12 protein-coding genes and 3 pseudogenes are annotated in these 13646 nt (G+C 56.5%); 3 read left to right on the top strand and 12 right to left on the bottom strand.

Annotated features, from left to right (window positions below):
- Positions 1–61: 61 nt before the first annotated feature.
- From AC1DVE_RS05985 to AC1DVE_RS05955, 7 genes are all read right to left on the bottom strand, one after another.
- Positions 62–523 (bottom strand): DoxX family protein, encoded by a 462-nt coding sequence (locus AC1DVE_RS05985; RefSeq protein ID WP_223460632.1) that lies wholly within the window; start codon positions 521–523, stop codon positions 62–64.
- A complete protein-coding gene (locus tag AC1DVE_RS05980) occupies positions 520–1323 on the bottom strand; it encodes an HvfC/BufC N-terminal domain-containing protein (protein ID WP_223460634.1) in 804 nt (267 codons plus the stop codon). Before AC1DVE_RS05980 ends, AC1DVE_RS05985 begins: the two co-directional genes overlap by 4 nt.
- Positions 1307–2197, bottom strand: coding sequence for an MNIO family bufferin maturase (gene bufB / locus AC1DVE_RS05975; protein ID WP_477783835.1), 891 nt, complete (start codon positions 2195–2197; stop codon positions 1307–1309). The genes AC1DVE_RS05980 and bufB overlap by 17 nt, the downstream gene beginning before the upstream one ends.
- Before the next feature lie 17 nt (positions 2198–2214).
- On the bottom strand, positions 2215–2535 hold the full coding sequence (bufA1, locus tag AC1DVE_RS05970; RefSeq protein ID WP_223533653.1) for a BufA1 family periplasmic bufferin-type metallophore: 321 nt from the start codon (positions 2533–2535) through the stop codon (positions 2215–2217).
- A 120-nt stretch (positions 2536–2655) separates the two neighbouring features.
- A complete protein-coding gene (locus tag AC1DVE_RS05965) occupies positions 2656–3315 on the bottom strand; it encodes an NrsF family protein (protein WP_223460640.1) in 660 nt (219 codons plus the stop codon).
- A gap of 1 nt (position 3316) precedes the next feature.
- Complete coding sequence (locus AC1DVE_RS05960) at positions 3317–3874, bottom strand: sigma-70 family RNA polymerase sigma factor (protein WP_223460641.1); 558 nt, start codon at positions 3872–3874, stop codon at positions 3317–3319.
- Positions 3875–4043: 169 nt separating this feature from the next.
- Positions 4044–4175, bottom strand: a complete 132-nt coding sequence (locus AC1DVE_RS05955; protein ID WP_263287435.1) for a hypothetical protein — start codon at positions 4173–4175, stop codon at positions 4044–4046.
- 126 nt (positions 4176–4301) lie between these two features.
- On the opposite strand from AC1DVE_RS05955, the gene AC1DVE_RS05950 reads away from it, so the two are divergent.
- Positions 4302–4568, top strand: coding sequence for a response regulator (locus AC1DVE_RS05950; protein WP_223460642.1), 267 nt, complete (start codon positions 4302–4304; stop codon positions 4566–4568).
- Positions 4569–4859: 291 nt separating this feature from the next.
- Here AC1DVE_RS05950 and AC1DVE_RS05945 read toward each other — a convergent pair whose 3' ends face one another.
- A complete protein-coding gene (locus AC1DVE_RS05945) occupies positions 4860–6311 on the bottom strand; it encodes a DUF1254 domain-containing protein (protein WP_223460643.1) in 1452 nt (483 codons plus the stop codon).
- 567 nt (positions 6312–6878) lie between these two features.
- Here AC1DVE_RS05945 and AC1DVE_RS05940 point away from each other — a divergent pair.
- Positions 6879–6986: pseudogene (locus AC1DVE_RS05940) on the top strand (adenosine-specific kinase); the annotation flags it as partial.
- A gap of 166 nt (positions 6987–7152) precedes the next feature.
- On the opposite strand, the gene AC1DVE_RS05935 reads toward AC1DVE_RS05940, so the two are convergent.
- Both AC1DVE_RS05935 and AC1DVE_RS05930 read right to left on the bottom strand, forming a co-directional pair.
- Positions 7153–8055 (bottom strand): universal stress protein, encoded by a 903-nt coding sequence (locus tag AC1DVE_RS05935; RefSeq protein ID WP_223460644.1) that lies wholly within the window; start codon positions 8053–8055, stop codon positions 7153–7155.
- A gap of 358 nt (positions 8056–8413) precedes the next feature.
- Positions 8414–9844, bottom strand: a pseudogene (locus AC1DVE_RS05930) (IS1182 family transposase).
- 163 nt (positions 9845–10007) lie between these two features.
- Between AC1DVE_RS05930 and AC1DVE_RS05925 the strand changes: the two are divergent.
- Positions 10008–10489: pseudogene (locus AC1DVE_RS05925) on the top strand (GNAT family N-acetyltransferase).
- Positions 10490–11159: 670 nt separating this feature from the next.
- Here AC1DVE_RS05925 and AC1DVE_RS05920 read toward each other — a convergent pair.
- Positions 11160–11411, bottom strand: coding sequence for a hypothetical protein (locus AC1DVE_RS05920; RefSeq protein ID WP_223460645.1), 252 nt, complete (start codon positions 11409–11411; stop codon positions 11160–11162).
- Between the two features lie 272 nt (positions 11412–11683).
- The gene (locus AC1DVE_RS05915; protein ID WP_477783834.1) at positions 11684–12874 is read right to left on the bottom strand and encodes a cation:proton antiporter; all 1191 of its coding nucleotides are present in this window, start codon (positions 12872–12874) and stop codon (positions 11684–11686) included.
- Positions 12875–13646: the final 772 nt, after the last annotated feature.

Genomic DNA, 13646 nt, shown 5'->3' with positions numbered 1-13646 from the left:
GTAAGCGTCCGGCAAAGGCATCCGGGTACGCGCAGTTCTCCACCCGGTTACAATGCTGCAATCAGGCGTCGCCTAGCAGGTGCTTGCGAATTAACCCGTCCAGCGAGAGTCTGCCGGGGCCGCGCGCCAGCAGTACCAGCAGCATGGCGGCCCACTGGATATGGGTTGGCCACGCCAGTGGATAGACGAATACCTCGATGACCGTCGTCATGCCCAGCAGGACGGCGGCCGTGGGTCGGGTGAGCAGACCGAAGATCAACAGTACCGGTGACGTGAGTTCGATCGATACCGTGATATACGCCGCCACTTCCGGCGGTAGTAGCGGCAACTGGTACTCGTCGGTGAACAACGCAATAACCGTGTCCCAGCTGGCGAGTTTGGTCATGCCCGAGTTCCAGAACACCGTAGCCACTGCTAGTCGTAACACAATGGCAAGGAACCAATAGGGAATGCGTTCGAGCCAGTGCAAGGCATGCAGGTAAAGCGTGAGGGTTGGCCCGCGCGGCGCAGTCGGGTGGCTCATGGCAACTCCGTTAGCGATTGAATTGGCCCTGTATGCGATGCGAGGTTGAACCCGGCAAAGCACCCTTGTGCCAGGAGACCGGCCAATGCCACAGTGGCATCGATGCCGGGATGATCGTCGAGGGCAAGGCCCAGCATGCATCCCGAACACAGCGCACGGCTAAAGCGCCAGACCGTCCCGTCGACGCGGTCAACCTGAACGCCGGAACTCCCCCTCTGAACCATCAGGTAAGTCGGACAGCCCGACAGGTCGATCGCCGCCAACGCCGCGTCATCATCCATGAGCACCGCATGCCAGATCGTGTCAGCAGGGTAGCCGGTTCGAATCATGCTGACGGATGGGTGAGGCACAAAGCTGAGCCAAGCGTATTGCGTAGCCTCGACTGCACGCAGTGACGCAATCGTCAGCGCCGGTGCATCGGCTGCGTGAAGGGCGCAGCTGACGGCCCATTCGAGTTGTGCCACATCGGGCAGATAAGGTATCGACGCGCACGGCGCAAATCGTTCGAGAAAGCCCGCAAAATCGCCGCCGAATTCATCGAGGTAGCTGCTGCGGGGGGGCTGCTGCACGATGTATTCGCGTGCCGCTGCGTCGAAAAATTCAGTGCCCACCAGCCGGTCGACAGCCGGGTAAGACAGGCGAAGCGCGCGTATCAGGGTTTGCGTGAAGGTGTTGCGGTAGACCGACAGACGCTCCTGCGCAGCGATCCCGTCGGCAACGACGTGCGCCATGGCATCGACATTGTCACAGTCGACAATGCTGCGCCGCACCGCATCCTGCAACTCACGCAAGGACGGCATGATCGTTCCTTTGCGCTGAATGCATGAGGCAGCACTCGGCGTGCGCGGCTTCTTCGATCAACACGTCCAGCAAAGGGATATGGGTATCCCACTCGATTAACGTCGGAACCGGGCCGAAACAGGCCAGCGCTTCTTCATAGAGCGACCAGACGGCAGGTGCGACCCGTGAGCCATGGTCGTCAATGCGCAGCATGGAGCCGGAATCGAGCACCACGACTGAGTGGCCCGCCAGATGAATCTCGCCAATCGCGGCCGGCGGCAATGCCCGCAGGTAGGCCGACGCATCCCAGCCGTGGTTCTGCGCGCTCACATAGATGTTGTTGACGTCGCACAGAATTCCGCAGCCCGTACGCGCGGCGACGGTTGACAGAAACTCCCATTCCGGAATTGTTGAATGACTGAACTGCAGGTAGGTCGATGGGTTCTCGACCAGAATGCGCTGACCCAGCCGCGTCTGCGTCTGCTCGACGTGCTGGCAGACGACGTCAAGCGCCTCTTCCGTCATCGGTAGAGGCAGGAGATCAGCGAGATACGTGTGTCCGACTACGCTCCACGACAGGTGTTCCGATATCAGGCCGGGCTCGATGCGCTCGCTTGCAAGGCGCAGGCGCTCAAGATGGATCGGGTCGAGCCCATCCGCGCTGCCCAGTGACAGTCCGATCCCGTGAAACGAGACAGGATAGTCGCGCCGCAGCGTTTCCAGATAGCGTAACGGCGTGCCGCCCCCCATGTAGTTTTCAGCATGCACTTCCAGCCATCCGACCGGTGGACGCGTATCGACGAAGACCTGATGATGCGGGAAGCGCAGCCCGACCCCCGCCGAAGGCGGGATCGGGCCAGACGTCGCACATCGGCCGAATTGAGACAGACTCATGCCGCGCTCTCCGTCGATCAGGCGGATTTCATTGCCCCGCCCGCAATCTTGCCGCACACCCCGGCGGGCAAGAGCACGAACGATTTCGTGTCGCGTGCCTGGGTGGCCTGGCCAGCGCAGGAATGGGTGCCTTCGGCACAGTCGTTTTTCGCTACGGCATTGATCCCGTAGCATTTTTCGAGGTGATTTTTCTGCATGTTCATCATGTTTTCTTTCACGATCGGTGGCGCATTCGACATGTCTTTCATCTCCTGCGCGCCGGCCGGTATACCCTGCATCGCGAGCGCCAGCCCCATTGCGGCAGACAACGTGGTGGCGGCGTAAAGTCGACGGTTCATAGCCCAGGTTCCTGACGTGAGCGGCCTCGATGCGAGACCGATAACCAATACTTCGTCATCGGAGGCAAAAGGTTACAGGTCGATCACGAAGGACGCATTGCCTGCCGCGAGACAGCCCGATCAGTGAAGGGAGCACACCGTCCGTTCCGGAACCAGATAGCGTCGGCACAGCGAAAGCAGGGTCATGAACAGCAGTACGCTGCCAAATTGCCAAACGATTACCATCAACGCGGCGTCTTCCGGATGGAAAAGCCGCAGTGCCACATTGGCGAGTGCCGCAGCCGCCAGGCTGCCCCACCACACCGCTCCGGGAGTGGGCAGGCGTGCACCACGCCGGATCGCCAGCACGATCGCCAGTGCCGGGACAGCGCCGGTCATCGCGATACCCGGCAGGCACATGAGGTCGGAATGAAACGCCATCCCGCTCAACCCCAAGCGTATCCACTCGTCCCAACACTGATGGCCCAGGGTCGCTATCCAGAGGGTCAGCGGAGCCACGGGTGTCCACAGTTTCCAGCCCGGTTCACCCGGCACACAGGTGACGAGCGCGGCCCAGCCAGCTATTAACGCCGTGGCCAGCGATGCCAGTTCCTGCGAAAGGAAATTCGGCTCGGCGAGCTTCACCCCGATATCTGCGCGCATCCCCATTACGGCGACCATAAGCGCCAAGACTGGCACCGATACGGTGAGCCACCCGATCAAACGCCAGATGGGGGGAGGCAGGTGTCGAACCGGCTTCAGATCCGCCGCGAGCACATCGATAAGTTCATCGGTTTTCATGTCACTTCATCAGCAGCAAGTCGTGAAGTCTTTTCAACGCTCGATGAGTGGCCACCTTGAGCGCTGCAATGCTCATCCCGGTCGCCGCCGACGCCTCCTTGAGCGACATTTCCCGCTGCTTGAGCAGCTCGATTGCTTGCCGCTGCCCTTGAGGAAGCGAGGCGATAGCCTTTCCCAGCGTTTCCGTGTCCACCGGGGTTTCGTAAGTATCATTCGTCGGCTCGACCGCAAAGGTTACGTCGAGCGCGTCAATCACGAGTTCTTTCCGGTCTGTTCGCGAGCGACGTCTCACACCGTCCACGAGGCGCCGCCGCAGGATCGCCATCAGCCACGGCATGAAAGGGCGAGTTGGATCATAGGTATGGCGGATTAAATGAAGTGTCAGCAGCGTGTCCTGAACTACGTCCTCAATATCGGCGGGGCTACCCATCGGCCACCCCTGGCTGGCCAGCCTACGCAGGATCGGGGTAACCTCGCGCAATAGTCGCGTGTAGTTTGCCTGATCGCCGAGCTGGGCTGCAGCCATCAATGACGCCAGATGTGAATCGTCTTGATACATCGCACCGGTTTTCCTAAAGGATGTATCAAGAGTTCATCAGTCGTGCTCGACTATCGGATTGAGTAGCCATGGCCTCGACAAGGCCTGGCCCTAAGCTGTTGACTAAGCCGAACGACTTGAAAACCCTGGAGAGGAGACAGTACAACTGTAGCTCACAGCCTTTGGACAGTTACTCGAAAATCGGTACACAACCAATAAAGTGAAATACCCGCGCCAGCACGGTGTCGGTTCCGGAACGCATGTCCATAGGTACGGTGGCGAGCCAGATGGATTCGCCAAGTTCACGAGTCGACAGCAGCATGAATGTGCTACCGGGGTTCCATAATCCGTAGTACTGAGGGCCAGTCAATGTCCTTGGGATATGCGCAGAGTCAAGACTTCGGCACACTGCAGTACGAACTGCTGATGTGAGGAGAGGGATCAGGCGATGCGAATATTACTGGCAGAAGACGACCTGATGATCGGCAGCGGCTTGCAAAAAGGCTTGCGCCAGAAAGGATACACGGTGGATTGGGTCACGGACGGTAAGGCTGCTGTACTCGCTTTGGAAACCACCTCGTATGCACTGCTACTACTCGACCAGGGACTTCCGCGCCAGGACGACATGGAGGTACTCAAGGTTCTACGTCTGCACGACGAGACCTTACCGGTAATGGCCGCTTTCTGCCTGTCACCACCGTCGGCTTTGGGTTGACTGCTGCCCCTAGCCAGAGGCAACAATCGGCCGAGGCTGTGTAAAAACGGTTTTGAGCGCGACAGGTACTCAAAATCGGACTGGAAATCGCGTTTCTACGCGAAATCCACATCTGTGACGTGCCGATAAATTTCAGATTTAACGTAGATGCGCGTACTTCAATTTTGGTGAAGCGTTTTTACACACTCTGGGCCAATAGCAGCCCGTCATGATCGGCAGCTATTGGCAAAAAGGCAGCACTGGCCGACACCGACCTACGGCGAGTGTCGGCAATGGGTCGCAAGAGTCGCACTACTTCGATACCACCAGCGCCGGTGGCTGCCAGCTGCCTTCGCCAGCGGGAAGAATCGAAGGCGGTGCGGTCTTCGGCCAGTAGAGACGCATCACCAGATAGACCGTGTCATCAGGCGCCGGCAACCAGTTGGCCTCCTTGGCCTTGCCGGGGGAGTCCTTCTGGATGTACAGCGTCAGTGAACCATCCGCGTTTTTCTTCATGGCCGACAGCATCGGCGAATTGATCAAGTAACGGTTGAGCGGATTCTTGATCAGCAGCTGGCTCTTGCCGTCGTACATGGTCACCGACCAAAAGGCATTGACTGGCGGCAGTTTGCCGGCCGGGAAGGTGAGCGTGTAGTTGCGCTTACTGGTATCCAGCGTCTGGCCGTTGCCGTCGGTGCGGGTATAGGGGTACATCGCCTCAACGGCGTCATTGCCGTAAAGGCCGCCCTTCGCGGCGCCGGCACGCATCAGCCAGTCGGCCTTGTAGAATGCCTGGTCGCCGAAGAACGCGCCGACGTTCCAGCCGTTGATATTTTTCATTCCGCTCGAGAGAAACTTGTCAACCTTCTCGTCGCCAGCCTTCATCCCCAGCAAGACCACCGCCTTGTGCTCGAGCGATAGGTCTTTGAATTCGAAGCTCCGGCCGGGGCCTATGCCGATGCTGGCCAGCTTCGACCGGATCTCCTTGTCGTCAGCCGATGGCGGCACATACTCCAACGCGGCCGACAGGTACTCAAAGAAGTTGTCTTTGATGCCATCCGTGGTGGCCGGTACGAAATCAATCTTCGGGGCAGCGAGCGGCGCTGGTTGATGGAGGAAAGCGGAAAGCGGCTGGACCTTGTAACCCGCCTGAACCTTCTCGACATTCGGCATGTCGGCTGGATTGAACAACTGGGTCCGGATCAACGTCAGTGCGAAGGGGGTCGTGGAATTGAACACTTTATCGATGCCAGGGGGTGTCGCACCCTTCCAATCGGGGCCTGCAATCAGATAGCTCCCGGGTGCGCTGGCAGTTGCCCGGCTCCCGATGTAGCCGTAGTTATAGGTGTTGCCGTCGATTAGCTGCACCGAGTAGTAGCGCTTTTTGGAGACTGCCGGCACCGTGATCACGAGAGGCTCTGCGCGCAGGTCGGTCCAGAGTATCGAGTATGGGGTGTCGCTGTTTGGCGTAATTACGGCGGTGTCAGCGGGCGTCGCGACCCGATGCTCGTTGTGCAGTTGGTTGAAGGGGGCCTTGAACTGGCTGGAACTAGAGTCCACCGCAAACTCGTTCATCACGGCGTAGTTCATGACCAGCGGCAAGCCGTAGATAAAGCCTTCCTCGGCGATCGCCTTAGTCTGCTCGAGACTCGGCGCGGGCACGCCCTTGGCCACATCGGCCTTGTCTGCCTGCGTGATCGAATCCGCCTTGCTCGCACACCCCGCGAGAAGCGTTGAACCCACTACGACGAGTGCCGCAGCCATTGTCCAGCCCCGGTTAGACTTCCCGTTCATTTCCACCTCGTTAGTTTTGAGCAAGCTGGCACCGTGAGTGTTCATGACCACGGTGAAGTAATTTGAATGCCTGAAACCCTCCCGACTTTTTTCAGTAGTGCCAAGTCAAGTTGGCGATCAGGGCTTCAATCCAGGCGTTGTCGAACTCGCCTGATACACGATTGCCAGACAAGGGTTTTTGCTGATCGACTGGCATGCCCCACCCAGACCGCGACCCAACTGAAATTCAGGTCTGTCTCTTTACTTGGCGACTAAGTAAATCCTGTGGCGAAGCGCCAACTCACACGCCCAAGGAGTGTAGATCACAATAAGCCAGCATCCCCTTGCGCAGCTAAGATCGTGCCCGTTATTTGTACGTCTTATCGCCACGATGAAAACGAGATGCAGGTCAGATTCAGTTCCGTAACATTTACTCGCCGCCGTTACGGACCATTTGGCTTCGAGAACAGCCGATCGTAATCAGCAGCCATATACGGACAGTCAGAGAACTGACTGCTATGTGTCCGAGATTAACTCTTGAGGTCCGCCAGCGACCGCTATGGGTGGAACGTGTTAAACACTATCAAAATGGTTCCAGAGGTATGCCGTATTTTTTATGCAATAGCCAATCCAACCGAAGTGGTTCTTGCTGAGACGGAACAAGGGTGAGCAATCATGGGAAAAGGGATGGATTTGTGTTCGTCTGGCTGAACATCTGCAAAGTGTCGGTTGGAGCTGGCGATACCTACCGGGATATCTCAACACGCGCCCGCAAAGAATCCCGTCCCAGTCGCTGAGGCGCTCTTTGCGAGTCATTCAATAGCGAACCCATTCACTGCTCCGCAGAACCCGTAACGGCGAAAATGTTGCAGGGCACTTGATACAGAACCTGCTCCGTCGTACTGCCCACCCATTTGCCCAGACCCTTGCGATGCGCATTTCCCATGACGATCACATCGGCCCGGTGATGCGCTGCAAAGTCGGCTAGCGCTTTGCCAGGCGGCCCTGTAACGAAGTGTTGTCGCTCAATGGGTACGCCATAGTGGTCGGCCAATGCGGTAAATGACTTATGCAGTGACTTGCGTACATCGATGCTGAAGCCTGGCATCGTCACTGCACCAGCGCCTGCGTCGGATATATGTGTCAACGATAGATCGTAGGCATGCAGCAGATGCAGCTCCGCGTTGCATTGCATAGACAACCCGTTCGCCGCCTGGATGATGCGGTCGTTGATGCCAGTGATCTGAGTCTCGGGTTGTGACGGATCGACTGCCGCCACTACCACCCGCGGAAGTGGACACCTGACATCGCTGACCAGATGCACAGCCACCGGACATTCGCGCAGCAGTTGCCAATCCAGAGGTGTAATGAAAACGCGTTTGAGCGCTGACTCGTGTTGCACGTCCTTGATAACCAGATCCGGCTGCATTTCTGCTACATGCTGAAGTATTTCCTGCAGCGCGGTTCGCGTAACAAGCACTTCGGTACTCACCATGACCCCGCGCCCGCGGATTAGATCGGCTTCATCCTTCAGCCACTTTTCGTTCTCTTGCTGACAAGCCTCACGAAAACGCGCACTGGCGCTCATCAAACCCAAGAGGTTGGAGTCTTCGATAAACACCGTGATGTGCAGCGCTGCGCCGGTGGCTTCGGCAATGGCGACAGCTCGCTCCAACGCTGGGGTGTGACGCATGGCTGGACCAGCTATCAGAAAGAGTCGTTGATATTGGCTCATGTAACACCTCCAAACGTTCCGGGTTATCTAGCTCCCCCAGCGCTCTCGCCTGTCACACCACCGACGATTGACTATCGCCTCAACTATCAGGATCGACACTATCAATATACGCCTGGATTTAATCAATTCCCCACTTGGCCGGGTCGACTTTTTCAACCGAATCGCTCGATTGCGGCCCGTCGTAACAGGCCGAAATCGGCCCAGAGTGTGTAAAAACGTCAGATTGGGTTTTCTATATAGATGCTAGGAGACCGTGCTCACGTTTCGCAAACTGATCAAGGTCAAGACGTTTTCAGGAACAGTTAAAACGGCTCAGCTGCCTCTTAAAGTCTTTTGGATGGGGTAAAAAGACCGGTTTTTACGCCGTTAACGCTTTCATCAAGCTAGTGGTACCGATGATTTTCATGACCCGTTTCAGGTTGTAGGCGAGCACGTTCAAGCTCATCTCGGCGCTCACCCCGTTGAGCTTTCGGGTCAGGAAGTGTGTCGCGCCCATCCATTGCTTGAGCGTCCCGAAGGGATGCTCAACTGTCCGTTTTCGGATCCGCATCATCTCCGGGGCGTTGCTCAGCCTGTTCTGCATTTCCTCCAATACGGCTTCATGCTCCCATCGCCGAACTCGCCGTTGCTTGCTCGGTGTGCACTTCGATTTCAGTTCGCAGCCCTGGCAGTTGGAACTCCAGTAACGGTGCAACGTCAGGCCTTTTTCAACGTTGGTATAGCGCCAAATCAACACCTCTCCAGCCGGGCAAACGTATTCGTTTTTTGCCGCGTCATAGATGAAGGCATCGTTATTGAAACGCCCGTTTGCTTTGGCTCCAGAGGTCATCGGCTTGGGCACATAGGCGGTGATGCCGGCATCGTGACAAGCCAGGATTTCTTCGCTTTTGAAGTAACCTCGGTCAGCCACTACCGAAAGCGTTTCTGACGCCATCGCCTCGCGGGCCTGCTTGGCCATCGAGCTGAGTTGATCGCGGTCGGAACCGACGTTGGTCACCTCATGCGCAACGATCAAATGGTGCTGGGTATCGACCGCTGTCTGCACGTTGTAACCGACGATTCCAGTGCCGCGAGTCATCATGGAGCGGCTGTCTGGATCGGTCAGTGAGACCTGTTTATCCGGCGATTCATTGAGCTGGATTTCGATCGCCTGAAGCTCCTTCATTTGAGTTTTGAGCTTGGCGATTTTCTCTTCCAGCCGCACGGCGCTGGGCTCGGAAGCTGTTGGTTCTTGCCGATCAGCTGCATCGAGTGCCGTCAGGTAACGGTTGATGCTCGATTCAATTTCTTCCATTCGCCGCTTCAGTTTGGCGCTGGTGAAATTGCGGTCGCGATTGTTGACTGCTTTGAATTTGCTGCCATCGATGGCGACCAGATGTTCTCCGAACAGTCCCAATTGCTGACACAGCACGACGAACTGGCGACAGACGCCTCGGATGGCCTTGCTGTTGTCTTTTCGGAAGTTGGCGATGGTCTTGAAATCCGGCATCAAACGCCCAGTCAACCACATCAGCTCGATGTTACGTTGAGCTTCTCGCTCCAAACGTCGACTCGACTGGATGCGGTTGAGATAGCCGTAGATGTAGATCTTCAGCAAGATCGCCGGGTGGTAAGCAGGCCGGCCCGTATCGGCTGGGATCGCACCTTAAAAACCCAGATTGACCAGGTCGAGTTCGTCGACAAAGACGTCGACTACGCGCACCGGATTGGTATCGCTGACGTAGTCGTCGAGGCTTTCGGGAAGTAAGGTGCTTTGGCCTCGATGTTCACCTTGGATGAAGCGTTTCACTGGCTTCCCCCTGTAAATGAATACGCAAAAATAATAGTACAGAGAGGCAGCCCTTCATTCGCATTTGAGGTGGATGTCTGTATTCGACGGTGAAGCCAAACTGGGAACCACATATCAGGCTCTCTATACTGGCCATCCCTGGATGGTAGTTAGAGCGCAAAATATGCCCGTCACACCCAATCAAAATTCCCCAGTCGTTTTGGTCCTAGCTCAACAAAGCGACTTGGACAATCTTGTAGCCATTCGAATTGAGGCTATGCGCGAAAGTCTGGAGCGTGTCGGGGATTTGATCCAGTGCGCGCGCGCGAGCGGTTTCTTAGCGGTTTTGAAGCCCACAACACACACTACATCGAGGTATCTGGAGAGAGGGTTGGTTTTGTAGTGGTCAAGCATCACCACAATGAACTCTTGCTCGACCACTTGTATGTGAGACCGAACGCGCAAGGATCAGGGATAGGCTCTGCTGTTCTCACACAGATTTTCAAAGAGGCGGATGCGGTTGCGCTTCCTATTAAAGTTGGTGCTCTCAAAGAAAGCGCTTCGAATCGCTTTTATACTCGCCGTGGCTTCCAATTCGTCGAAAGCAGTGAATTCGACAATTATTATGTTCGTCAGAGCGTTCCGCCGGTTGGCCTAGCTTGCTAGCTGGATGTGATGCACCTCGACGTACGTTTTTACACACTCTGGGCCAGAAACGGTCATTCGCGAAAAGCTGCGAGAAGCAGTCATTCAGCTGCTAAAAGCTTAAGGGCCATTCACAGCGTGCCTCGACAGGGCCTCAATTTGAATGCTGAAGTCGTCCAGTTGACTATCCATCCTAGGAATTTTCCCACCCATGCCGAAAGACGATCCCGACATTCAAATAAACCAGCAATTCAATACGAACAACCTGACCGAATTCGAAGCAGCGCGTCGGGTCGCGTTCGCATTGAGCAAGGCGGTGTACGCTGACCCCGCCATGGCCGTCGAGGTTACACCACAGGACGCCTGCGCATGGCAGAATCCCACACCACCACGTGAACCTGAACCGCCACCTGAGCCAGATCCTGAAAGGGTCAGGTGGGCCTCTGAGCTGCCATTGACTGAATCCGAACGCGCCGATCATGCGTTGGTGCGCGAGACCCGCGAGAGTAGCTTGGCGAACTACGCAGGCAGTCCATCCGAGCAAGGACATGGTCCAGCCCGGTCAGTGTCACCAGTGACACGCAAACCTACGGTTTCTGAGCGACTGCGCCAACAGCGAGCCCGTCGCGAACTATTGTGAAAAGGCCGTCTCGCGAGACGGCCTAGTTTCTCAGGATCGGAACAACCCGACCTATTCGCCGCGATGGCTTTCCATGTCGGCAATGACCTGTGCAGATACGTCGAACACGAGGCGGTGGTAGTCGAACAGATCGTCCTGATCCGATACGAGGTCGACGGCGATATGCCCGCAGTTGAACATCAGCAATAGTTGACCGCCGTCCGGCAGCGGGACGATACGAATAGCTTCGGCTTCACCTGTGGTAGAGATGATGGCTTTGGCGATAAGCAGACGGGTGTGTGAATCAATCGAAAGAGTAGGCATGGTAGCTACTCCGCTTTAGCGAGTATTTCTCAAGCGCCCCCGCAAGTAGGATTAAATCGGCGCACCTTTGAGTGTAGCCCATGCGCACAGACTGCCTAGAGGGATCAGGATCGGCGACCGGCAGAGAACGACCCAAGATGCCACTCACGTAATTGGCTTCAAACAACTACACGCCGCCCTTTGTAGATGACGGCTGATAAGCCGTTCGTTTGTAGTGATCATCACGTCACAACGCTAACACCCGTAAAAAATCGTGGTATTTCTGAAAAATCTCACTGATCGCGACTGGCCAGCCGTGCAACCCATGGATTGGCACTCAGACCATGTAGTAGCACGCTGAGTAAAACGGTACAGACGGCAGTAGCCACCAAGGTACGACTTTCTTGTAGGGGATAGGCCAATATCATGACGGCGAAGACAATGCTGGCCAGACCTCGCGGGCCGAACCAACCGATGAAAAGGCGGGTTTCGAAATCGAAGCGGGTTCCCACCAGGCTAATCAGCACGGGCAGTATGCGAATCACGGTCAGGCTGAGCACCGAGTAAAGCCAGATGTTCAGGGTGAGGCTGCTCCAGGCCCAAGGGATCACCAGTGCGCCAAATACGACCCAGGTAATGACCGATAACAGGCTGGCGAACTCTTCGCTGGCCTTGAGCATCTGGTGCTTTTGCTCGGTAAACAGAAAACTTGCGAGCAACCCACCGACGAACGCGGCGATAAACCCGCTACCACCTAGTGTTTGCGCTGTGGCAAAGCACAGAATGGCGAGCCCGGGCAGGATCAATTGTGACCACATGGGCGTTTGCCACTGGTGTTTTCCGGAGTAGCGCTGCAACTGCCAGGCGAGGAGCGTAAGGCTAATACCGATGAATGCACCGATGCCCAGTTCCTCAACAACTAACTCTAATGCCAGTGAGAGAGGGGACTGTGTCTGCTGTTCGACCAACAATGCCAAAAACATAAGCAACACTGGAACGCAGATTCCATCATTCAACCCGCTCTCGACGTTTAACCCTTCACGCACGGACGCGGGAACCTTGTGATTGCTCACAACAGCCTTACCGAGCGCAGCATCGGTGGGAGCCAGAAGGGTTGCCAGTATTGCCAATTCCAACGGTGGGACCTGTGGGAACAGCCAGACGCCGACCAGCCAACCACCCGCTACGGTCAGTGGTAGCCCTATCATCAGCAAGCGCAGCGGAAGTCCTTCATTGGCCCGCAGGACTTTCAAGTCGGCATTGGCCGCATCGCTGAACAGAACGATCGCCAGCGTCAGCTCAGCCAGGAACTTGAGACCATCCCTGTCAATCCGGGGTTGCAGAATGCCCAGAAATGCCGGGCCGAGAAGCAGACCGGCAAGCATGAACATAAGCGGGCCATTGAGCAGGCGTGACTCGAAACGCCCCGCAAATATGCTGTAGGTAAGGAGGAAGGCGGCAAGCAGCGCTAAGTTCTGATACATCGATGACCTGCCTGTTCAGCGGGGCAGCGGGAACACGCAGCCTTGAGGTAAGTAACTCGAAGGAGACGGCTACAGGCATGGGCGATGACGCTAATGAGGGGTGTGCTAAGCATAGGTGGTGGTCCTTTGGATGCGCCTCTCATTCAGGTGCTTACCGGAAGAACAGACGAACGGAAAAGGCCACCTGCCTCCAGCAGCACACATCGATTAAAGCCCAGGCGACCTCGAGTACCAGTGCCATGTCCTCATTCACAAGCGGAACATGCGACGCCATTCCTTGGTGTCATCCCGTCTCCTCTCCTACGTAGTCTGAATCTCCCATCCCGTCTCGGAGTATCGGCCGATGTGCAGCCCGGGACCCATGTTCAGAGTACCGACATCTTTTTTGGCAGCGCCTGAGGCATTGCGCGCGTGAATGGATGCCAGGGCGGCGCAGGAAACCACCCTCGCATTTTTTGGCAGTTCCAAGGCGAGATCCCCATGATCGCAGAGGCCATGTAGTAGCTACCCATTCGTCGGTTCAGCATTGAGTCAGCGCCCCCCCTGCACCCTGAAAAACTAATAAGACCATGGCAGATTGCGTTCAGCGTGAGTGGCAAAATCTGTTCGTTTTTGAAGGGCGGGATGGGGCAGCTCAGGAATCTGGCAGCAGCGCCGGCTACACCCACAATGAATGACTTCTGGCTGTGAAGTCATTAGTAGTTGCCACGTAACCAGCATAAAAAGGGACAGACCACGATTTCAGGTAAATGCCGAGCCGTCGTGATCTGTT

The organism is Pseudomonas sp. P4_B4 (assembly GCF_056402255.1).
The sequence above is the reverse complement of the archived record's forward strand: the minus strand, read 5'-3'. Positions and strand labels throughout refer to the sequence as shown.